Raw genomic sequence first — 21,825 nt, forward strand, 5'->3', positions numbered from 1 at the left:
GGATTCCGGCAAACCCGGCACGAGCCCCTCCGCGAACCGGCCCGGACTCCCGTGGAACCGGCCCGGACTCCTCTGCGAACCCGGCGCGGGCTTACTGCAGACCCAGCACAAGCTTCTGCCGCTACCGGGTTTTCCTACCGCGCCGATAGGGCTAGCATGCGGTGCACCCGGACAGAGGAGTGCGTCGATGGACGAGAGCAGCTATGACCTGCGCCGCCTACGCCAGTGGCAGGCGGGTGAGGCGCGCGGCTTCTCCCGGCGTGACCTGCTGAAACTCACGGCCGCTGTCAGCGCGGGCCTGGCCGGCGCCGCCGCAGTGGAAAGCCCGGGACACGCCGCAGGGCCGATCGTGAAGCCGCTGCCGCCGGATCTGTTCACCGTGTTCGGCACCAACGCCGAGATGCGCTGGTCAGCGATGGCCGGGCAGGGATATCACGTCCCGATCGACCGGTTCTTCGTGCGCAACCACACCAGCACGCCGATCATCGACCGCGACTCCTGGCGGCTTCAGCTCACCGGCGCCGGGCTGAGGCGGGGACCGGTCGATTACACGTACGCGGACCTCGTGCGCCTGCCCGCCGTCACGCTCACGGCAGCCGTGGAGTGCGCGGGCAACGGGAGGAGCTTCTTCACCAGCCAGCAGGGGCAGACGGTGTCGGGTACGGCGTGGCAGCTCGGCGCCGTCGGGGTCGCGCGGTGGCGCGGGGTACGGCTGTCGACGCTGCTGCGGCATGCCGGGCTCGGTAGCAACGCCGTTGATGTCATGCCGGCCGGGCTCGATCCGAACTATGTCACCGGGGGTGTCGACCTGGGCCCGGTGCGGCGGCCGTTGCCGGTGCGCAAGGCACTGCGGGACGTGCTCATCGCGTACGAGATGAATGGTGAACCTCTGCCACCCGACCACGGTGCACCCGCCCGCCTGATCGTGCCGCACTGGATCGGTATCTCGTCGATCAAATGGCTGGGCAGCATCGAGGTCGCCGACGAACCGCTCTTCTCACCGTGGAACACCCAGTTCTACCGGCTGTTCGGGCCCGGCTTTCCCGTGGAGGGGCAGCCGTTCGATCGGCAGGTCATCAAGAGCGCATTCGAGCTCGACCGGGGCGCGCAGTTCACCGCGGGGCGCACCACGCGGCTGCGGGGACGGTCGTGGTCGGCGGGTGGTGCCATCCGGCACGTCGAGGTCAGTACGGACGGTGGCGCGCGATGGCGGCGGGCGCGGCCGGTGGGTGGTAGCGAAGGCGCGGCGTGGCAGCGGTGGGAGCTCGACTGGCGGCCGGAGGCGGGCGAGCACGAGTTGCTCGCCCGGGCTACCGACGTGCACGGGAACAGCCAGCCGGATGTGGCCGTCTACAACACCCTCGGGTATCTCTTCGACGCTGTGGTAAGGCATCCGGTGGTCGCCGTCTGACCTCGGTCTGCGTGAATCGCGTGTGATCCAATGGGGGTATGGAACTCGACCGGGACGCCCCCGGGCTGGTCGGCCGGGGTGGCGTCTGGGGCGAGCTGGCAGCGCTGCTCGATCCGGCGCGGCCGGAGGTGACGGCGGCGATGCTGGTCGGGCCGGCGGGGATCGGGAAGTCGTCCCTGATCGAGAGTTTTGCCGCGCGGGCGGCCGAGCTCGGCTATCCGCTCGTGCGGACCAGCGGCGAGGGCAGGGGCACCACCGCTCCCTACTCCGCCCTGCGCCCGCTGCTGGAACGAGCGGACCTGGACGAGTTGCCCGAGGGGCAGCGGCAGGCCGTGCGCTCCGCGCTGCGGGGCGCCGAGCAGGACGTCGCGCTGCTCGCCCTTCGCACGGCCGTCTGCGCGATCTGCGCCCAGCTGGCCACGAACGCGAGCATGGTCCTGGTCGTCGATGACGTGGACCGGGTCGACGCGCCCAGCCTCGACCTGCTGCTCACCCTGGCCTCGGTGGTGTCGTGGGGGCACGTGCCGGTGGTGGCGCTCTTCGCGAGCCGCACCGAGCGGGTGCCGGTCGAGCTGGCCGAGCTGGTGCACCAGGTGACGGTGCCGCCGCTGTCGGAGCGGGAGTCGGAGCGGCTGTTCGACGGGTTGCCGGGGGCTCCGAGCGGCTCCGGACGCCTCGAGATCCTGCGGCGGGCGGCGGGCAATCCCCTCGCTCTGCGGGAGTACGGCGACTGGGCCGACCTGCCCGGCGACGGTGACGGGGTCGCGCAGGTGTACGCGCGGCGCGTACGGGAGCTGCCGAAATTGTCTTTGCAAGCCCTGACCCTGGCCGCCGCGGGTGAGCGGAACTTCGCGGTGATCTCGCGGGCCGAGCCGGCGGTGACGCTCGCGGCCTGGCAACCCGCCGAGGAGGCCGGACTGATCACGGTGACCGACGCGACCGTACGGTTCCGGCATCCGCTGGTCGAGCGGGCCGTGCTCGAGGCAGCCGGCCCGGAGGCGCAACGGCAGGCCCACCGCGCGCTCGCGGCGGCCACCCCCGACCCGCGGCGGGCGCTGTGGCATCGCGCGGCCGCTGCCGACAGCCTCGACCCGGGGCTGGCGGCGGAGCTGATCGATGCCGCGGGGCGGCTGGACGGCGCCGGTACGGTCACCGCGATCAGTCTGCTCGAACAGGCCTCCCTGCTGCTGCCCGCGGCGGACCGGCCCGAGGTGCTGCTCGCCGCCGCCGGCAGGGCGGGGGCCGCGGGGCGGCTGCGCTGGGCGCGGGAGATCCTGCACCGGACCAGGGAAGCGCTGGTCGACGCGCCGATGCCGGCGGTCGGGATCCACCTGATGAGTTTCCATTCCTGGCTGGAGACCATGGCCGGGCGACCGGACGTGGCCGCCGAGCTGCTCGTGCCGGCGCTGGACCTGGCCGAGGGAAGCCGCGAGCTCTCAGGCGCCGCCAGCACCGCGGGCTTTCCGGTCTTCCTGCTCGGCGACGGGCCGCTGCGCGAACGGCTGCGCGCGGCCCTCGGCACGGTCACGGAGCCTGTTCCCCCGCTGCTCTTCCCCCGGGCCGTGGTCTCCCCGGACGAGCAGACCCGGGCCGCGACGCTCGGGATCCTGCCGAGCGAGGACGCCAACCTGGGCGCACTGGCCGGCGCGGCTGCCATGCTGCTGGACGAACCCGAGCACGCCGTACGGCTGCTCACCGTCGCGACCGAGGCGGTCGTCGAGAGCACCGCGGCCGGGGTGTTCCTCGCGGCGCCGGGCGCGGCGGGCTGGGCGCTGGTCGACACGGGCCGGTGGGTGGAGGCCGAGCGGTGGTTCGTGCCGCTGATGTCGTCGCCCATCGCGGCCGAGGCCGAGCTCATCCGGGGCGGGGCGCATCTGCAGCTGGCCGTCATCGCGTACGGGAGGGGGCGCCCCGAGCGGGCCGGCGAGCTGCTGGGGCACGGGAAGTTCAACCCGCTCGACATCCCCGCGCTGGGTCTGCGGCTGCGGTGGGCACAGGGGACGGCAGCGGCGGCGGCGGGCGAGCACGATGAGGCGTACCGGATGCTGGCCCTGGCCTGTGCCACCGGTCATCCGTGGCGGCTGCTCGCCCTGCCGGATCTGATCGCCGCCGCCCGGCAGGCCGGGCGGCTCGACCATGCCGCCAGGATAACCGGGGAGTTGGGCGAGCAGTGGGAGGGACGGTGGCTCAGCGGGAGGGCGCGGCGGCGGCTGGACCTGGCCGGGGCGCTGCTCGATGAGGATCCGGCGGCCGGGGCCGAGCGGATGGCAGCGTTGCTCGACAATTCGGACGCCCGGAGGTGGCCGTTCGAACGCGCGGTGCTCGCCACCGAACGCGCCGACCGGTTGCGGCGGGCCCAGCAGCCACGGCCGGCCCACGACGTGCTGGTCGACGCGCTGGACACGTTCGAACGGCTCGGGGCCGCGGGGTGGGCTGCGCGGGTTCACGCTGAGTTGCGGACTGGGACGACGGCTACGGCGGGTGCGGATCCGTTCGCCACGCTCAGTGCGCAGCAGGAGCAGATCGTCCGGCTCGCCGCCGGCGGCATGACCAACCGCGAGATCGGCGCCCGCCTCTTCCTGTCCCCGCGCACCGTCGGCTCCCACCTCTACCGCGTCTTCCCCGACCTCGGCGTCGCCAACCGCACCCAGCTCAGCGACCTCCTCGCCACCGCCGACCGCCGCCGCCGCGCAGGCGAACCGTCCCCGGCTGACGACCGTCGCCGCGAGTAAGCCGCCCGGCCGAGAGTGAGCTGCGTCCCTCTCGGCGGGGTGAGCTGCTGACGGCCGGGAAGCAGTGATGCAGTCGACTAACGGACGACAGGTGGGCGCGGCACAATCATTGTGGTGCGAGTGACTGAGTTGGATGAGGCGGCCCGGCGGCTGGTGGTCGGCGCCCTGCATCCGCCCTATCTCTACGCGATCGGCCCGCACGACGCGCGGCTCGCCCTCGACCTGATGCAGGCTCCACCGGATGATCCGCCCGGCGTCACCCGCCACGAGGTGACGATCCCGACCCCCCGGGGCCCGTTGCGGGTCCATGTGCTCGTGCCACTCACGGCCGGATCAGGACCACCACCCATCATCATGTACGCCCACGGCGGCGGCTGGATCGTCGGCGGCTACGACACCCACCACCGTCTCGCCGTGGCCCTGTCCTGCGAAACCGGCGCGATCGTGGTCGTCCCCGACTACGTCCGCGTCCCCGAGGCCCGCCACCCGGGCGCGGTCGAGCAGCTGACGGCAACGCTCGCCTGGATCCGCGCGAACGGCCTGCCCGCCACCGGCGACCTCACCAGGATCGCCCTGGTCGGCGACTGCGCCGGCGCCACGATGGCCCTCGCCGTCGCCCTCACCGACCGGGACGCCGTCGCGCACGGTCACCCGCCCCTGCGCACCCAGGTGCTGCTCTACCCGCTCGGCCGCCCACTACCCGACGACCCCTCGGCAACCGAGTTCGCCACCGGCGCCGCCCTCCGCCTGGCCGACGTCCAGCGCCTCTGGCAGGAGTACTCACCCCGCGCGGACCCAGCAGCGGACCCCCTCGCCGCGACAGATCTGCACGGCCTCCCACCGGCCCTCCTGATCACCGCCGAGGCCGACGTCACCCGCGACCGCGCCGAACGCTTCGGCGCCCGCCTGCGCGCATCGGGAGTCGCCGTCACCGCCGTCCGCTACCTCGGCACTGTGCACGACTTCGCCGTCCTCGACGCCCTCCGCTGGACCCCCGCCGCGACCGCCGTCCTCGGCCAGATGATCGACCACCTGAGCACCGCATTCGCACCCGCCCCGCAGCCTGAACCTGAACCTGAACTTCAGCCTCAGGCTCAGCCTCAGGCTCAGGCTCAGGCTCAGCCTCGACTTCAGCCTCAGCCTTCCGCCGGATTGCGGGCTGCCGGGGACCCGTTGCCCTCCGCCGGGCCTCGGCCCGCGCCCGGTCTGGCCGGGTCTCGGCCCGCACCCGATGTCGCCGGATTGCCGCCTGCCCCCGATGAGGCTCGGCCCGCACCCGATGTCGCCGGATTGCCGCCTGCCCCCGATGAGGCTCGACCCGCACCCGGTGTGGCCGGGGTCGCGGCAGTTGCCCGCAGCAGGGGCCCGGGCGCCGAGCGTGGGCCGGGGGCGGCGTGAACGTGGCGCTGGTGGGGCGGGCTGAGCCCTTGGACGCCGTGGCCGGGCTGCTCGGTGGGGGTGAGTCCGTACTGGTGCGGGGGGCCAGGGGGACGGGGCGGTCGGCGGTGCTGGCTGAGGCGGTGCGGCGGCATGCGGCTGGTGGGGTGCGGGTGCTGGCTACCAGGGCGCTGGCCGGGGATGAGGCGCTGCCCGGGGCTGGGTTGCAGCGGTTGCTGACGCCGGTGGAGGGGGAGGTCCGGGGGTTGCCGGCTGCGGAGTCCGCGGCGTTTGCGCGGCTCTTCGGCGTTGATGGGCCCGATGCCGCGCCGGTGCCGTTGCACGCGGCGGTCTGTTCGCTGGCTCGGCGGTTGCTGGACGGCTCGCGGTATCTGTTCTGCGTCGATGACCTGGACCGGCTCGACGAGTTGTCGCGTGCGGCGCTCACCGGGCAGGACCGGATTGCGGTGCTGGCCAGTTCGGTCAGTGCGCCGGCCTGCCCGCCGATGCGTACGGTCGGGGTGGACCGCCTCAGTCATGCCGAGTCTGAGCGGTTGCTCGCCGGGCTGCCGGGGATCCGGGGGCATGCCGGTGCCCGGCTGGTGCTCGCCCAGGCCGCCGGGAATCCGCTCGCGCTCACCGAGCTGGCCCGCGCCCTGCCGCCCGAGTCCGAGCTCGACGCCACGAGCACCGAGTTGCCGGTGCCGCTGCGTCTGCGCCGGGCCCTGGCGCCGATGGTCGACGGGCTCGATCCGGTCCGGCTGCGGGCGGCCCTGCTGGCGGCGTTCGCGACCGAGACGCCGGGGCCGCGGGTCACCGCCGCGCTCAACGTCCTGGTCCTGCCCGACGTGTGGTCCTGGCTGGTCGCCGACGGCGTGCTGCGCCCGGGCCCCCGGCACCGCTTCACCCACCCCGTCATCCGCGCCGCGGTCATCGAACGCGCCGGCCTCGCCCAGAGCCGCGACGCCCGCCACCAGCTCGCCGCCCTCCTCCCCCGCCCCGCCCCGACAACGCCCGCCCCCGCAAAGCCAGACCCCGCAAAGCCAGACCCCGCAGGGCCAGACCCCACAGGGCCAGACCCCGCAAAGCCAGACCCCGCCCGCACAGCCACCACCCCCACAGGGCACGCCCCGGGCAGCGTGATCGCCGACGGCACCGCGGCGTGGGCTTGGCATACCGCTCGCGCGGATCCCTCGGCCGATGACCGCAGCGCGGCGATTCTCGAGCACGCCGGGAACGAGCTGAGCCGCGCGGGCCGGCTGAGGGCGGCGACCTACGCGCTGTCCATGGCGGCAGCGCGCAGTGCCGGCCCGGAAGCGGCACAACAGCGCCACGATCGCGCGGCCAGGCACGCGTACCTCGCGGGGGATGCGGCCTGGGGCCGCCGGATGCCGGCAGACAACCCTTCCGACCTGCCGATGCGGCTGCGTGCGGTCTGGTTGCGCGGTGACGAGCAGTCCCGCCGGGCCGTGCGCGACGAGCTGCCGATGGCCTCGGAGTTCATGAAGGTCTGGGGCCGGGCGATCGTCGAGGACGAGGACCGCGGCGGAGTCGCCCAGCGCGCCCTGCACGAGCCCGAGCGGCCCGGCAGGACGGACAGGACCGGGCCGTACCCGCGGGCGGTGGCCCTCGGCACGATGGCGCAGGCGCGGCACGAGACGGCGCTGGCCCTGGTTCAGCTGCGGCGGGCGTACGAGCTGGCGCCCGTGACCGGTGTGCATCATCCGGTGGCGCTCGGGGGGCTGGCGTGGGCGCACTTCGACGCCGGTGACCTCGAAGAGGCCCGTCGGTGTGCGGCGGAGGTGCTGGACGTGACCGCCGGTCGCGAGCACGGCGGTGACGTTTTCGGGGATGTGCGGGCCGGGGCGCTGGCCACCCTCGCGTCGGTTGCCGTGCTGCGCGGGGACGCCGGGCACGACGAGCTGTTCCGGCAGGCCCGGGAGGCGTTGGTGCCGTCGCGGCACGCGTTGTACGAGTTGCGGCTCGATCGGGCGCAGGGGCTCACCGCGGGGATCGGGGGGCAGTACGGGCTGGCGTTCCACCGGCTTCGGCGCAGCTTTGACGCGTACGGTCATCCTCTGCATTTCCGGGTTTCGGATCTGGCTCTGGCCGATCTTGCGCAGGTGGCGGTCGTGCTGGGGCGCGAGGGGGAGGTCGCGCCGATCGTGGCGGCGGCCGGGCCCCGGGTGCGGGCGCTGCGCTCGGTGCGGACGACGGCGATCTGGAACAGGGCCCGGGCGTTGCTGGCCGGGCCGGGGGCGGAGGCGGAGACGTTCTTCCGGTTGTCGCTGGCGGACCCGGGCAGTGATCAGTGGGGGTTCGAGCGGGCGCTCGCCCGGATGGACTACGCGCAGTGGTTGCGCCGGCGGCACCGGCCGGCGGAGTCCCGTCCGTTGCTGAGCGCGGCGCGGGATGTCTTCGACGGGGCCGGGCTGACCTCGTGGCGGGACCGGGCCGGGGCGGAGCTCGCCGCCGCCTCACCGCCGCCGCGGGGGACGACGCCCGCCGACCATCTCACCCCGCAGCAGCGTCAGGTGGCGCAGCTCGCCGCGCAGGGGCTGACGAACCCGCAGATCGCGGCCCGGCTGGGGTTGTCGGCACGCACCGTGGGAACGCACCTGAGCAGGGCGTACCCCATTCTCGGGATCAGTCGCCGGGCGCAGCTGCCGGCGGTTCTGGACCCTGCAGTCGTTCGACGGACGACGGGGCGGTAGCCGGCCCGCGAGGATTTCGCTGACATCAACGGTCAAGCGAAGGACCCAGCATGCAGGACGCCAAGCCGGTGCTCGAGCCGGCGGCGGCGCGGTTCGCCGAGGAGACTCGCGTCGAGCAGGGGCGCCGGTCGATCCCCGACAAGGGCGTCGAGGAATTCACGGTCGCGGGCGGGCCTTCAGGCGCGGTCCAGATCCGCCTCGTACGCCCGGACGACGCCGGCGCGATCCTGCCCGTGATCGTCTACCTGCACGGCGAGGGCTGGGTGTCCGGCGATGCGCGTACCCATGATCGGCTGGTCCGTGAGCTGGGCGGCCGGGCCCGCGCCGCGGTGGTGTTCGTCTGTCACACCCCCTCCCCCGAGGCCCGCTACCCGGTCGCCGTCGAGGAGTGTTACGCCGCGCTCGAATGGGTCGCGGCGCACGGCGGCGGGCACGGCCTCGACCCGGCACGCATCGCGATCGCGGGTGACTCGGCGGGCGGCGCGATGGCGGCCGCGGTCACGCTGATGGCCAAGCAGCGGTCCGGGCCGACGCTCGCCGCGCAGGTGCTGTTCTACCCGGTCACGGACGCGGCGTTCGGGACCGGTTCGTACGGCGAGTTCGCCACCGGCCACGGGCTGACCCGCGACGCCATGCGCCGGTTCTGGGACCGGTACGCCCCGGGCGACGCCGCCCGCGCGGAGATCACGTGCTCACCGTTGCGCGCCACCGCGGAGCAGCTCGCCGGTCTGCCCCCGGCGCTGATCATCGTCGCCGAGGCCGACGTGCTGCGCGACGAGGGCGAGGCGTACGCGGCCAAGTTGCGCAGCGCCGGCGTACCCGTGACCGCCGTGCGCTATCAGGGCACCATCCACGACTTCGTCACCGCCGACGCGCTCCGCGACACCCACGCGGCCCGCTCGGCAACCGTTCAGGCCGGCCGCTTCCTGGCCGACGCCCTCTCGTAAGGAGCACCATGTCCACCACTGTCGTACTCGTGCACGGCGCCTTCGCCGACGCGTCAAGCTACGCCGCTCTCATCCCGGAACTGCTCGACGCGGGAATCCCCGTCGTCGCCCCGGCCGTCCCGAACCGCAGCCTCGTCGGCGACGCCGCCTACGTCGCCTCGGTCGTGCGCAGCATCAACGGCCCGGTCCTGCTGGTGGGCCACTCGTACGGCGGCGCGGTCATCACCGTCGCCGGCGCCGAGGAGAACGTGAAGGGCCTGGTCTACCTCGCCGGGTACGCCCTCGACGAGGGCGAGAGCCTCGGCCAGCTGCAGGGCGGCTTCCCCGACTCCGACCTCGCCGCGGCGCTGGTCTACACCCCGTTCCCGAACCCGGGCGGCGAGGACGGCACCGACGTCTCCGTCGACGTGGAGAAGTTCCCGCACATCTTCGCGGCCGACGTGGACCCCGCCCTGTCCCGGATCCTCGCCGTCTCGCAGCGCCCCCTCGCCGGTGCCGCGTTCGCCGAGCCCGCCCCCGTCGCCGCGTGGAAGACCAAGCCCGCGTGGGGCATCGTCTCCAGCTCCGACCACACCATCAACCCGGACGTCGAGCGGTTCGGCTACAACCGGGCCGGCGTGAAGGCCATCGAGATCGACTCCTCCCACCTCGTCATGCTCTCGCACCCGCGTGAGGTGGCCGACCTCATCAAGGAAGCCCTCGCCTCGATCGACGCCTGAGGCTTGGGCACACTGTCCCGGTGACACATCGCTTCGGGGCAGTCGACGTGCACTACCCGCCGGCCGGTGGCGCCCGTGCGGCTCTCGTGGTGTCCTCCTCCACCCGGTTCGACGACCTGGTGGAGGAGCGCACCGCCTGGCGGGACACCGTCGCGGACTACCAGCCCGGCCAGTTCTACCTGCGCGAGCTCCCGGCGCTGGCCGCGGTGCTCGCCACCACGTCCCCGGTGGACCTGCTGATCGTCGACGGCTACGTCGACCTGGACCCGGCCGGCACCCCGGGCCTCGGCGCCCACGTCCGCGACGCGACCGGCCTGCCGGTGATCGGCGTCGCCAAGACCGAATTCCACGCGGCGACACACGCCGTGCCGGTCCTGCGCGGCACGGCGACGACCAAACCGCTGTTCGTGACGGCCGCCGGTTACGACCTGGCAGACGCCGCCGCCCTGGTCACGGCGATGGCCGGGCCCTACCGCTTCCCAGACGCCCTCAAACGGGTCGACAGTTTGGCCCGTGGCCGCGACTGAGTCCATAGTGGGTGCGTGCCGAAAGGGTTGACCTACACCGACGCCGTCAAGCTGCTGGGCGGTTCCGGCCCCCTGATCACGATCGCCGACAACCTGCTCGGCGGCGCGCTCAGCGTGGCAACCGCGGGCGGCAGCGACGTCGCGCTCAGCCTCTTCGACGCCAAGGCCGAGGCGATCCGGCTCGGCCACCAGGTGGCCGCCAAACTCTCCGATTCAGTACGCGGCCTGGGCCGTTACGACCGCACCGTACGCCTGCAGGCCGCCCACGGCGTCCTCGTCGTCACCGCGTTCTTCGAGGCCCTCGACGCCTGCCTCACCGAAGCCGGACTGGGCTCCCCCGAGTTCACCCGCGACGAGCAGCTACGCCTGAGCGGCGTCGTCTCCTCGCCCATGGCCGCCACCAACCTCGTCGGTTTCCTGAAGGACTCCCCGATCCCCGTCCCGGCGCCCGAGCGAGGCTACGACCAGCTGCTCGCCGAGCTGACGGCGTGGTTCGCCCTGACGAGGACGAAGGCCCAGGTGTTCCTCAACGGACTGGCCATCCTCGCCGACGCCGACGAGACCACCCAGCGGACGGTGGCCCAGTCGCTGGAACGGCTGCCCGAGCGTGCCGCCGCGCGGTACGACGAGTCCGTGCGGCGGCTCGCGCTGGAGATCCCGGAGTTCGGGTTCTGGCTGCGGCAGCTGGAGGACCGGGCCACCGCGCGCGGCCTGGAAGCCCTCGAAGCGGCGTTGCACGAGATCACCTCGCCGCGCGGGCCGCAGCGGCAACGGGCGGCGCTCGCCACGGCGTACCGTGCGGTGCTGGACCGGCCGATCCTGGGCGGCGACGCGGGGGACGTACTGATCCCCAGCCTCGCCACGGCGTACATAGATCCGCGTTTCCGGGTGCGGCCCGCCGGCCCGGGAGCCCGGCCCGCCGAGGAGAGCTGGTGGGACACCGCCGATCCGCGTGGCGACTTCGCCGGGTTCCTGGCTACCTACCTGACCACCCCCCAGGCCGCCGAGGCGCCGATGGTCCTGCTCGGGCATCCCGGCGCGGGCAAGTCGTCGCTCACCCGGATCCTCGCCGCCCGCCTGCCCGCCGCCGACTACCTGGTCGTCCGGGTCGCCCTGCGCGACGTGCGCGCGGAAGCGGAGATCCAGGACCAGATCGAGCAGGCGTTGCGTACGACCATCGGCGAAACCGTCTCCTGGGCCGACCTCACCCGCGACGCCGACGGCGCGATGCCCGTCCTGCTGCTCGACGGCTTCGACGAGCTCCTCCAGGTCACCGGCATCCACCAGTCCGACTATCTCCACCGCGTGGCGGCCTTCCAGGAACGCGAGTCCACCCTGGGCCGCCCGGTCGCCGTCATGGTCACCAGCCGCGTCGCCGTGGCCGACCGCGCCCGCCTCCCCACCGGCGCCCTCGCCGTCCGCCTCGAAGCCTTCGACGACGCCCAGGTAGCCCGCTGGCTCGAAATCTGGAACGGCATCAACCCGGACCGCCGCCCGGTCCCCCTCGCCGCCCTGCACCGCTTCCCCGACCTCGCCGCCCAGCCGCTACTGCTGCTGATGCTCGCCCTCTACGACGCCAGCGGCCACCGGTTGCCAGCCGAAGAAAACCTCGGCACCGGCCAACTGTACGAACGCCTCCTCAGCGAATTCGCCCGCCGCGAGGTCCGCCGCCTGCATCCTGGCGTAGCCGAATCCCACCTGCCCGCCCTCGTCGACGCCGAACTCCTGCGCCTCTCGGTCGTCGCCTTCGCCATGTTCCACCGCCTCCGCCTCTGGGCCACCACGGAAGAACTCGACCGCGACCTCGCCGGCCTGGGCCTGCACCCCGCCACTCCCGCCCGCACCGAGGACTTCCGCACGCCGCTCACCGCCGGCCAGGAGATGGTCGGCCGCTTCTTCTTCATCCAGCGAGCCCAGGCCAGGCAGGACGACCGCACCCTGCAGACGTACGAATTCCTGCACGCCACCTTCGGCGAATACCTCATCGCCCGCCTCGTGGTCCAGGCAGTCCGGGACGCCGCGGCGCGCTCCCAGGCCCGCAGCCTCCACCTGGGCCCGGCCAACGACGACGACCTGCTCCAATCGTTGCTCGGCTTCACCCCGCTCACCACCCGCGCCACGATCCTGCCCTTCATCACCGAACTCCTCCGCGACACCGACCCTTTGCCCACCCGGGAATGGCTCGTGGATCGGCTGCGCACGGCGGTCACCCGCCCCCAATACACCGAACGCCGCTACCAGCCCGTCGACAAACGCATCGACCACTGGATGGCGACCTATTCGTTCAACCTGATGCTGCTCACCCTGGCCTGCGGCGGCCCGCTCCCCGCGTCGGAGCTCTTCCAGCACGCCAAGGATCCTGCCGCTTGGCTCCGCGACACGTCCCTGCAATGGCGCGCGGCCGTCCCCAGCGGCGTCTTCATGGACACCGTCGCCACCATCACCGTGTCCCGCGAATGGACCGATGATTCCCGCCGCGACCTCATCCTCAACCCCGACGAGGAACACGACGGCGGTCCGCTGTGGTCCCACAACTTCGCCCCGGACTCCGAGGTGGCAACCTGGGATGCCGGCAGCGTCATCAGCAACTACTTCGAGCTCGGACCAGCACTGAACTCGATGCGGCTCAGTGGGGCGCTCTCCGACGACGCGTTCCGCAACGCGCTCGGGCCATTGCTGGAGCGGCTGCCGCATAGCATTCTGACCTTCGTCTTCCAGGACGCAGGCGAGACGGAATCGGTCGCGGCCAGCCTCATCCGGATGTGGTTGTCCTCCACGCTGGCCGACGATCCCCACACCCTGCTCGAGGCCTACGAGCGGGCCCTCAGGACAGCGTCCCGCTTCGCCCAGCAGTCACCGGATCTCGGGGCCCGCGGGCCGGTCACCGAGGCGATCCTGCGCTCCCTGACCCGCGACGCCCACCGCCTGTCCCCGCCCGACGTGGTCCGGCTGGTGGACGGGATCATCAGGCACGGCCACGGCGACCCCGGCCTCGTCGTCGCATGCTTGGCCGGGCTGCCTGACGACACACCGGGGCTGGGAGACCTGCGCGACGCCCGAACTCTCTGACCCCGGCGGACGCTCAGATTCCGGTCATCGTCCTGAACCTGACAGCCACGATTCTCACAGTCAGTTACCTCGTCCAAAACCTATACCTTGAGGGTTATTCACAGGCGATCTTGTAGAAGTGGCGTGCGATGACGGTGCTGATAGTTTCGGGGAAGGTTTTCAGGGGCCGGCAGTAGTCGGTGTGCAGGATGCGCCAGGTTTTGGAGTTCCCGGTGGGCGGATTCCTGATCGCTACTGTGGATTCCATGCCCTCACTGAATGAGCCTCCCTGTCTCTGCCGTTCGGAGCACAGTCACAGTCTGACAATGGTCGCCACCATTTTCCAACCTACTTAATACTCACCATCTGCCATTCACGCCCCTATGATCTATCTCAACCCGACAAAGGCACGCCTACGCCTTCCGATCATGCGACTCCCCGAGAAGCATCAAGGGATGGAATACGCGCAGCTGGAAATTTTCACGGCAGTCGAATTGGCGTGGCTACGTGACCCCACACGGCGCCGGAACTACTCCGCGGCAACCGAAGTGTTCCGCCGTGAGCACCGGGTCCGGCGCGCGTTCGGGAAAGCCTTGGGCCATACCGCCCGGCTGCGACGCGACTCCCCCGAGGCGCGGACACCGGACGGCAACCTCAGGTGGATCGAGGCAGCTCGTGCTTTGTTCCGGGCAGCGAACACCACGCAGGCCGACGCTGACGCCGACGCCGAGCGTGACCGCAGGCGTGCCGCCGGTGACCTGTTCGACTGGACCCGTTTCATCAACCGCTGGCAGGTGAAGTACGCAGCCGCCTGCTTGCCCACCAACACCTGACCCGCTCGGGACACCACACCGATGACGCCACGCATCCACACAGGAGAATCTTCTTCGAGCCTCACGCACAACGGCCGAAATCGTCATCGACGGCCATGGGTGAGCCGTGCATTCAGGGAGGAACGTTCAGGACGGGGAGATCAGGCCGTCCACCTGGGGCGATCTGCAGCTCAAGGCAGGCCCTGAATAACCCTCCCAATAAGCTGAGGCATGATTAGCGTGCGCTTGACAACCGGCGCTCACTTTCATTGCGCCATTCAGGGATTCAGCGCAATGAAAGCGCATATCTGAACCCAAGGCGGATGACCTTCGGCCGGTTCCCACGAATGCAAAACATGGCGTCACCGTCCACTGCGGTTCGTCATACGGAATCCCGCCGTGCTTCGAGTGCGCCGCCACGAGAGTGCCTATCGGGATTCAGTGCATCACCCACCACGGTGACACCCCGTGTTGTCCGCCGCGTCAAACAATCATCGACAATCCGGCAGGGCGCAAAAGTCGCAGAAAATTCCACAGCCCTCCTACCGCCGGTCGCGGTCAGCTCGGTCGCCGTCAGCTCCGTCGCGGTCAGCTCAGTCGCGGTTGGCTCAGTTGCGGCGGCGGGCGGAGCTGGCGAGCAAGACGATGCCGGTGATGAGGGTGGTGAGGCGGATGAGGAAGGTGATCAGGCCGATCACCGCGACCAGGGCGCCGATGGCGATGATGGCGTAAGGCAGCCAGTCGTGCTCCGGGACGATGCGGGCGGCTTCCGGGTCGTTCGGGCGGTAGGAGACCGTGACCTGTTTGCCCCGCTCGGGGCGGGTGCTGCTGGTTTCCGGCTCCGTGACCGTGACCTCGCGGCCCTCGGCGGTGGTGAAGGTGTAGACCTTTGCGTACATCGTGTGGTTGTCGTTGTTGCGGCTTCGTTCGGCGCCGGTGATCGTGCCTGTGGCGGTGCCGCCGCCGGGGAACGGGACGTGCTGGCTGTGCCAGAACCAGCCGGCGGCGACGAAGATCAGGCCGATCGCGAGGATCGCCAGGGAGCCGAACAGCCCCGCTCGCTTACGGCCGGGCGTGTCGATGCCGGCGAGGCCTTCGACGATCAGGGCGCCGCCGGTGGCCGCGCGTGTACCTCTTCCGAACAACGAACTCAGCCCTTTCGTTTCGGGCGCTGTTCCTGCAGGCGCAGGATGATGCGGGTGGTCACGATGTAGGCCAGGCCCAATGTCGCGAGCGCGCCCATCGCGAACCACCAGGCCCCCACCGTGTACGTCCACAGGCCGTCGGTGGGCAGCAGGATGTGGAATGTGCGCAGGTCGACCGTGACGGCTCCGGAAGCGAAACCCCAGCGGGTCGGGCTGAACAGGGCGAGGGCCTGCAGCCACGGGCGGCCGCCGATGCTGTAGAGGCCACCGCTGAGGACGAGCTGGGCCATGATGGCGACGACCAGGATGGACATGGTGTGTTCGGCGCGCTGGGCGAGGGCGCTGGCGAGCAGGCCGGCCATCGCGGCGGTGAACGCGGTCAGGGCGAGGACCACGATCAGTTCGAGGCGGGGGCTCGCGAGGATGACTCCCGAGGCGGGGAGGTCACGGCCGAGGAGACCCAGCAGGCCCAGGACGATCGCTTGCAGGACGCAGATGATCGCGCTCACGGCGATCTTCGAGCCGAGGTACGCGCCGGAGCGCAGTCCGATCGCCCATTCGCGCTGGTAGATGGGGCGTTCGGCGACGAGTTCGCGGATGCTGCCGGCCATGCCCATGAAGGCGGCTCCGAGCACCAGGATGACCAGCAGCGTCGCCGCGCCGGTCTGGGGTGGGCCCGGTTCCCAGCGCAGGCTCGCCTCGGGTGGGGCGGTCTGCACCACGGCGGCCAGGACGAACGGGAGGCCGACGAGCATCATCCACTGCCGGCGGTCGGCCAGCAGCAGCGTCGTCGCGCGATGCATGAGCAGGCCGGTCTGGCGCAGCATGCCCTGCTTGGGCGGGGCGGGGGACGCTGCCTGACCGAAGCGTTCGCGGGTCTTCTGCTGGACCGTGAGCGAGTGCAGGCCGGCCCACTCGGTGGCTTCCTCGCTGAGCGCGCTGAACGCGTCGGCGTAGTCGCGAGCGCCGAAGTGGTCGAGCAGGCCGGCGGGCGGGCCGAAGTAGGCGACGCGGCCGCCGCGGGCCAGGGCGAGGACGCTGTGGCAGGCGTCGAGGTGCAGGGTGCTGTGGGTGACGACCACGACGGTGCGGCCGCGGTCGGCGAGGCTGCGGAGCTGGCGCATCACCTCGCGGTCGAGCAGCGGGTCGAGGCCGGAGGTGGGTTCGTCGAGGTAGAGCAGGGACGGCTCGGTGAGCAGCTCCATCGCGACGGAGGCCCGTTTGCGCTGGCCGCCGGAGAGGCTGTGGATCGGCAGGTCGCGCTGCTTGGTGAGGTCGAGCTGGGTGAGGACCTCGTCGACGCGCTGGTCGCGTACCGAGGAAGGCACGTCGTCGGGCAGACGCAGAGCCGCCGCATAACGCAGGGCCTGGACCAATTGCAGTTGATCGTGCAGGACGTCCTCCTGCGGGACCAGGCCGATGCGGTGGCGCACCTCGTCGTAGGACGGGTACAGGTCGATGCCGTCGACGTAGACGTGGCCCTCGTCGGCGGCCCGGGCGCCGGTCAGGGCGCGCAGCAGGGTGGACTTGCCGGCACCGCTGGGACCGATGATCGCGATCAGCGAGCCCGGCGGCACCGAGAACGTGATGTCGGAGATGACGCGGGTCTCGCCGTACCGGACGGTGAGGTTCTGCGCGGCGAGCGACGTCTCCGGTGCCTCGCCGTGCTCCCGCAGCGCGCCGACGCCGTCGAAGCTGAACGTGGAACGGCCGATGGTGAGCCGGTCGCCGGGCAGCAGCGACGAGCGGTGCACGGGGTGGCCGTTGACGAACGTGCCGTTGCGGCCGCCGAGATCGGTGACCAGCGCGACGCCGGGCTGCGCCACCGCGACCGTGGCGTGGTAGCGCGACACGAGCAGGTCGTCGACGATCACGTCGTTGTCCGGCTGGCGGCCGATCGTGAGCGGGCGGCCCGGGAAGGGGTACTGCTCGCGGACCGCTTCGGGTGCCGCGACGGTGATGGGGGCCATGGCCAGGGAGGTCGGCTCCGCGCCCTCGTCACCGGGGTCACCCGCGTGCACGGTCAGGACCGGCCCGGCGTCGAAGTTGCCGAGGCGCAGGACGGTCGGGGTGCCGGGCCGCAGGGCGAGCGCGGTGATCCGCTCGGAGCCGAGGTACGTCCCGTTGCGGCTGGTGTCGACCACGGTCCACTGGTGGCCGCGCAGCTCGAAGTGGCAGTGTTCGCGGGAGACCCCGTTGTCGCCGAGGACGACCGTGCAGTGGGGGTCGCGGCCGACGACGACGCGGCCGTCGCCGGGGAACATCAACTGGTCCGCGCCGGACACGGTTACATAGAGCGGCATCGCCATGGCGAGCATCTTGTCAGTGCCCGGCAAGGGGCGGCGTGCGGGTGGCACGCCGCCCCTCTCCCCGCCCGGGGCCTACATACCGTTGCCGATGAAGAAGCTCGGGTGCGGCGGCTGGTTGTAAGCGGTGTTCTGCCAGGCCAGAGCCGTGCGGTACTGGGTGTCCTGGAGCAGCGTCGTGATCCGCCGGTCCGTCTGGATCGGCGTCGAGTAGATCCGCAGCGCCGTGTTGTCGGTTGTCGGCCAGATCACTTCCTCACGCCAGTCACCGAGCAGATCACCGGAGAGTGACGGTGTGGACTTGGTCCCGTTGTTCGAGTGGACGCCGGACGCCGTCAGCAGCCTCGTGTCGGCGCTCGTGCCGTACTTGTCGATGTGCGTGGCGTCGAGCAGCTCGCGCACCGGGTCGCCGTCCCACCAGGCCAGGAAGTTCGTCGAGCCGGGCTTGCGACTGGCCACCACGGCACCGGAGGGGCTGCGCACGCCGTCGGCCGCCGCGGACCAGGACTCGGCGCCGGCGCTGCCCGCCCAGATGTCGCCGGAGACCCCACGGCCGTTGTCACCGTTGGCGGGGGTCGACCAGATGATCTGACCGGTACGCGCGTCCGCGAACCACGACGACGGTTTGCTGGAGTCCTCGTCGACCTTGAACTCCTCCAGCCCGGGGCGCGACGGGTCGAGATCGCCGACGTGCATCGCGTCGCCGTGCCCGAGCCCGGTGTTCCACAGCTTCGCGCCGTTGTCGTCGATCGCCAGCGCGCCGTAGATGATCTCGTCCTTGCCGTCGGCGTCCACGTCCGCGATCGACAGCTGGTGGTTGCCCTGCCCCGCCGTGCCGGAGTTCGTGGAGCTGCTGCTGTCGAACGTCCAGCGCCGGGTCAGCGTCCCGTTGCGGAAGTCCCACGCGACCACGACGCTGCGGGTGTAGTAGCCGCGGGCCATGATGATGCTGGGCCGCGACCCGTCGAGATACGCGGTGCCGGCGAGGAACCTGTCGACGCGGTTACCATACGAGTCGCCCCACGACGAGACGGTCCCGCGCGGCGGCACGTAGTCCACGGTCGACAGCGCCGCGCCGTTGCGCCCGTCGAACACGGTCAGGAATTCCGGCCCGGTGAGGATGTATCCGCTGGAGTTGCGGTAGTCCGCGCTCGCGGAGCCGATGACCTGCCCGGTGCCCGAGACTGTCGCGTCGGCGGTCTTCATGGCGATCTCCGCGTCACCGTCGCCGTCGTAGTCGTACACCTGGAACTGGGTGTAATGCGCCCCCGCCCGGATGTTGCGCCCCAGATTGATCCGCCACAACCTGGTCCCGTCGAGCTTGTAACCGTCGACGTAGACGGGGTCGGTGACCCCGGACTGCGAATTGTCCTTGGAGTTCAGCGGATCCCACTTGAGCACGAGGTCGAGCTTGCCGTCCCCGTCGAGATCGCCGACGCTCGCGTCGTTCGCCGCGTAGAGCGAGCTGTTGGGATTCTGGATCGGTACGTCCAGATAGCCGTTCGCGAAATTGAGCGACGCCCCCGAGGCTGCCTGTTCGACACCCCCGATCACAGCCCGCACTGTGTACGCGGAGCCGGCCGCGGCGCCCGCGTCGAGGTAGTTCGTCGACGCGGTGACCGGCGACGCGGTGACCTTCGTGGTCCCGCGGTAGACGTTGAAGCCCACGCCCGCGGGATCGGTCGCCAGCAGCCGCCAGGTCACGAGGTTTCCGGTGCCGGAACGGACGCTGACCAGGCCGCGGTCCAGGTTCTCGATCTGCTTGGCGAACAGCTGGGCCGGGGCATCCGCGGATCGGGCTGCTTGCGCGTGGGCCACCGGGGCTATCAGGAAGCTCGCGCCGAGGACCGCCACGGCCACCGCCGATGTCTTGGGCATGGTCACCTCACATTGACGTACGTGATTGTACGGGAGCGCTCCCACACTGACGCCCATTAATCTCCGTGTCAAGATGCCGTAATGATCGAGAAATTGTTTTGGAAGCGCTCCCATGCCATGATGCGGTCAATTTCCCCTCGTCCGGGAGGACCCCCATGACCCCACGGAAGAACCCGCGCACCGCCGCTTTGCGCACCGCCGCTTTGCGCACCGCCCGCGCCCTGCGGACCGGTCCCGCCCTGCTGGCTGCGCTCGGCCTGCTGACTGCCGCGACCGCGACGGCCGTTGTCACGACTGCCGGACCCGCGCAGGCAGCAGCCGGTTGCCGCGTCGACTACGCGACGACCAGCCAGTGGCCCGGCGGCTTCGGCGCGTCCGTCTCGATCACCAACCTGGGCGACCCGGTCACCGCGTGGTCCCTCGCGTTCGCCTTCCCCTCGGGCCAGACGATCACCCAGCTCTGGAACGGTGTGGCCACCCAGTCGGGCGCGGCCGTCACGGTCCGCAACGCTGCCTGGAACGGCGCCCTGGCCACCAACGCGACCACGTCATTCGGCTTCAACGGCTCGGGCACCGGCGCCACCCCGGCATCCTTCTCGCTGAACGGCACCACGTGCACGGGAAGCGTCCCCACGAGCCCACCGACCAGCACTCCGCCGACCACGACACCCCCCACCACGACGCCGCCGACCACCACGCCGCCGACCACGACACCCCCGCCTGCGGGGCAGCCGGTCAAGATCATGGCGCTGGGTGACTCGATCACCGGCTCCCCCGGCTGCTGGCGGGCCCTGCTCTGGCAGAAACTCCCGGCCGCCCAGGTCGACTTCGTGGGTACGCTGCCGGCCCAGGGCTGCGGCTTCACCTACGACGGCGAGAACGAAGGCCACGGCGGTTTCCTCGCCACCAACGTCGCCGACCAGAACCAGCTCCCGGCGTGGCTCTCGGCGAGCTCCCCCGACGTCGTCCTGATGCACTTCGGCACCAACGACGTCTGGAGCAACATCCCCGCCGCGACCATCCTGACGGCCTTCACCAAGCTCGTCGGCCAGATGCGCACCCAGAACCCCGCCATGAAGATCATCGTCGCGCAGATCATCCCCATGAACCCGTCCAGCTGCACCGAATGCGCCCAGCGCGTCGTCACCCTCAACGCCGCCATCCCGGCCTGGGCGGCGTCCCTCACCACCACGGCCTCCCCGATCACGGTGGTCGACCAGTGGACCGGCTTCGACACGGCCACCGACACCTACGACGGCGTCCACCCCGGCGACGCGGGCAACGTCAAGATCGCCAACAAGTGGTACCCCGCGGTCGCCGCCGCCATCACCCGCTGACCCTGCCGCTCCACCCGCCCGGGGTGCCGCCACGGCATCCCGGGCGTCACGGCCACCCCGGCGTCACGGCCACCCCGGCATCACGGGCGTCACGGCGTCACGGGCGTCACGGCATCACGGCATCACGGCGTCACGGGCGTCACGGGCGTCACGGCGTCACGGGCGTCACGGGCGTTACGCGTCGGGGCAGTCGTATCCGCCGACGAAGTACACGCACTCGGTGCGGTCCGAGCGCCGCTCGTCCTGGAGCGCGTTGCGGCCGTCGCGCAGCAGGAACACCGCGCAAACCGCAAGCACGACAGCCAGAACCGCGAAAAAGCCGGCGGCCCCGCCCGCCCCGCGAATCCCGGCCACCACCGCCACCACCACCGGAATCCCGGCGATCACCAGCCCGGTCCCCAGCATGACGTTGTCAATTCTTCCGTAGTCGCCGAGGAGCACCGGCGCGGCATCGTGCACCCGGCCGGGCTCGGTGTCGGCCAGGAACGCCAGCATCATCGCGCCGAGCCACACCGCGACAACAACCACGACCGGAAACGCCCGGAGCAGAGTCACCACCATCTCGCGCGGGCCCGGCAGCCGGCCCGCAAACCGCGACCGCCCCCACAGCACAACCCCAACGAGACCCGCCGCGGCCAGGACGACCGCCACCACGACGCCCACCCGGACGATCAGCCGCGCGGTGCCGTGATCGGTGAACCACTCCGGCGCCAGCCCCACCACGAACGCCGGGCTCAGCACGGCCAGCACAGCGACCACCAGCAGGCCGCCACCCACCCCGGCCACCGCAATGCCGCCGGACAACCGCCGCGGTCCCTGTCCCCCGATCACCGCCAGACCCTATCCACCACCCCGTCCACAATGCAGCCCCG

General features: G+C 71.5%; 15 protein-coding genes. 10 read left to right on the forward strand and 5 right to left on the reverse strand.

Going from position 1 to position 21,825, the window contains the following annotated elements:
• Positions 1-187 precede the first annotated feature (187 nt).
• The 8 genes from Ahu01nite_RS07515 to Ahu01nite_RS07550 all read left to right on the forward strand — a co-directional run bounded on the left by Ahu01nite_RS07515 (position 188) and on the right by Ahu01nite_RS07550 (position 13,496).
• Complete coding sequence (locus Ahu01nite_RS07515; RefSeq protein ID WP_203835684.1) at positions 188-1,411, forward strand: sulfite oxidase; 1,224 nt, start codon at positions 188-190, stop codon at positions 1,409-1,411.
• A gap of 38 nt (positions 1,412-1,449) precedes the next feature.
• Complete coding sequence (locus Ahu01nite_RS07520) at positions 1,450-4,143, forward strand: helix-turn-helix transcriptional regulator (RefSeq protein WP_203835685.1); 2,694 nt, start codon at positions 1,450-1,452, stop codon at positions 4,141-4,143.
• Between the two features lie 120 nt (positions 4,144-4,263).
• Positions 4,264-5,541, forward strand: coding sequence for an alpha/beta hydrolase (locus Ahu01nite_RS07525; protein ID WP_203835686.1), 1,278 nt, complete (start codon positions 4,264-4,266; stop codon positions 5,539-5,541).
• Complete coding sequence (locus tag Ahu01nite_RS07530) at positions 5,538-8,234, forward strand: helix-turn-helix transcriptional regulator (protein WP_203835687.1); 2,697 nt, start codon at positions 5,538-5,540, stop codon at positions 8,232-8,234. The genes Ahu01nite_RS07525 and Ahu01nite_RS07530 overlap by 4 nt, the downstream gene beginning before the upstream one ends.
• 50 nt (positions 8,235-8,284) lie before the next feature.
• Entirely contained in the window at positions 8,285-9,181 is an 897-nt protein-coding gene (locus Ahu01nite_RS07535) for an alpha/beta hydrolase (RefSeq protein ID WP_203835688.1), read from the forward strand.
• Between the two features lie 8 nt (positions 9,182-9,189).
• Entirely contained in the window at positions 9,190-9,900 is a 711-nt protein-coding gene (locus Ahu01nite_RS07540; RefSeq protein ID WP_203835689.1) for an alpha/beta fold hydrolase, read from the forward strand.
• Complete coding sequence (locus Ahu01nite_RS07545) at positions 9,897-10,427, forward strand: endonuclease V (protein ID WP_438874760.1); 531 nt, start codon at positions 9,897-9,899, stop codon at positions 10,425-10,427. Before Ahu01nite_RS07540 ends, Ahu01nite_RS07545 begins: the two co-directional genes overlap by 4 nt.
• A gap of 15 nt (positions 10,428-10,442) precedes the next feature.
• Positions 10,443-13,496, forward strand: a complete 3,054-nt coding sequence (locus Ahu01nite_RS07550) for an NACHT domain-containing protein (RefSeq protein WP_203835691.1) — start codon at positions 10,443-10,445, stop codon at positions 13,494-13,496.
• A gap of 94 nt (positions 13,497-13,590) precedes the next feature.
• On the opposite strand, the gene Ahu01nite_RS07555 is transcribed toward Ahu01nite_RS07550, so the two are convergent.
• Positions 13,591-13,743, reverse strand: a complete 153-nt coding sequence (locus tag Ahu01nite_RS07555) for a hypothetical protein (protein ID WP_203835692.1) — start codon at positions 13,741-13,743, stop codon at positions 13,591-13,593.
• Between the two features lie 187 nt (positions 13,744-13,930).
• On the opposite strand from Ahu01nite_RS07555, the gene Ahu01nite_RS07560 reads away from it, so the two are divergent.
• Complete coding sequence (locus Ahu01nite_RS07560) at positions 13,931-14,308, forward strand: hypothetical protein (protein WP_203835693.1); 378 nt, start codon at positions 13,931-13,933, stop codon at positions 14,306-14,308.
• 587 nt (positions 14,309-14,895) lie between these two features.
• Here Ahu01nite_RS07560 and Ahu01nite_RS07565 read toward each other — a convergent pair.
• The 3 genes from Ahu01nite_RS07565 to Ahu01nite_RS07575 all read right to left on the reverse strand — a co-directional run bounded on the left by Ahu01nite_RS07565 (position 14,896) and on the right by Ahu01nite_RS07575 (position 19,616).
• Positions 14,896-15,432: a DUF3592 domain-containing protein gene (locus Ahu01nite_RS07565; RefSeq protein ID WP_203835694.1), complete on the reverse strand. Its 537-nt coding sequence runs from the start codon at positions 15,430-15,432 to the stop codon at positions 14,896-14,898.
• Positions 15,433-15,437: 5 nt separating this feature from the next.
• Positions 15,438-17,741, reverse strand: coding sequence for an ATP-binding cassette domain-containing protein (locus tag Ahu01nite_RS07570; RefSeq protein WP_203835695.1), 2,304 nt, complete (start codon positions 17,739-17,741; stop codon positions 15,438-15,440).
• A gap of 72 nt (positions 17,742-17,813) precedes the next feature.
• On the reverse strand, positions 17,814-19,616 hold the full coding sequence (locus tag Ahu01nite_RS07575; protein ID WP_203835696.1) for a rhamnogalacturonan lyase: 1,803 nt from the start codon (positions 19,614-19,616) through the stop codon (positions 17,814-17,816).
• Between the two features lie 155 nt (positions 19,617-19,771).
• Here Ahu01nite_RS07575 and Ahu01nite_RS51305 point away from each other — a divergent pair, with 155 nt between their 5' ends.
• A complete protein-coding gene (locus Ahu01nite_RS51305) occupies positions 19,772-20,953 on the forward strand; it encodes a cellulose binding domain-containing protein (RefSeq protein WP_203835697.1) in 1,182 nt (393 codons plus the stop codon).
• Positions 20,954-21,127: 174 nt separating this feature from the next.
• On the opposite strand, the gene Ahu01nite_RS07585 is transcribed toward Ahu01nite_RS51305, so the two are convergent.
• Positions 21,128-21,784: a hypothetical protein gene (locus Ahu01nite_RS07585; protein WP_203835698.1), complete on the reverse strand. Its 657-nt coding sequence runs from the start codon at positions 21,782-21,784 to the stop codon at positions 21,128-21,130.
• Positions 21,785-21,825: the final 41 nt, after the last annotated feature.

The sequence above is a fragment of the Winogradskya humida genome, assembly GCF_016862215.1.
GTDB lineage: Bacteria > Actinomycetota > Actinomycetes > Mycobacteriales > Micromonosporaceae > Actinoplanes > Actinoplanes humidus.

Excerpts from the sequence above, each read along its gene's own strand:
- Ahu01nite_RS51305 (WP_203835697.1), top strand. The coding sequence starts at position 19,772 with ATGACCCCACGGAAGAACCCGCGCACCGCCGCTTTGCGCACCGCCGCT.
- Ahu01nite_RS07535 (WP_203835688.1), top strand. The coding sequence starts at position 8,285 with ATGCAGGACGCCAAGCCGGTGCTCGAGCCGGCGGCGGCGCGGTTCGCC.
- Ahu01nite_RS07560 (WP_203835693.1), top strand. The coding sequence starts at position 13,931 with ATGGAATACGCGCAGCTGGAAATTTTCACGGCAGTCGAATTGGCGTGG.
- Ahu01nite_RS07570 (WP_203835695.1), bottom strand. The coding sequence starts at position 17,741 with ATGGCGATGCCGCTCTATGTAACCGTGTCCGGCGCGGACCAGTTGATG.
- Ahu01nite_RS07540 (WP_203835689.1), top strand. The coding sequence starts at position 9,190 with ATGTCCACCACTGTCGTACTCGTGCACGGCGCCTTCGCCGACGCGTCA.
- Ahu01nite_RS07555 (WP_203835692.1), bottom strand. The coding sequence starts at position 13,743 with ATGGAATCCACAGTAGCGATCAGGAATCCGCCCACCGGGAACTCCAAA.
- Ahu01nite_RS07575 (WP_203835696.1), bottom strand. The coding sequence starts at position 19,616 with ATGCCCAAGACATCGGCGGTGGCCGTGGCGGTCCTCGGCGCGAGCTTC.
- Ahu01nite_RS07515 (WP_203835684.1), top strand. The coding sequence starts at position 188 with ATGGACGAGAGCAGCTATGACCTGCGCCGCCTACGCCAGTGGCAGGCG.
- Ahu01nite_RS07520 (WP_203835685.1), top strand. The coding sequence starts at position 1,450 with ATGGAACTCGACCGGGACGCCCCCGGGCTGGTCGGCCGGGGTGGCGTC.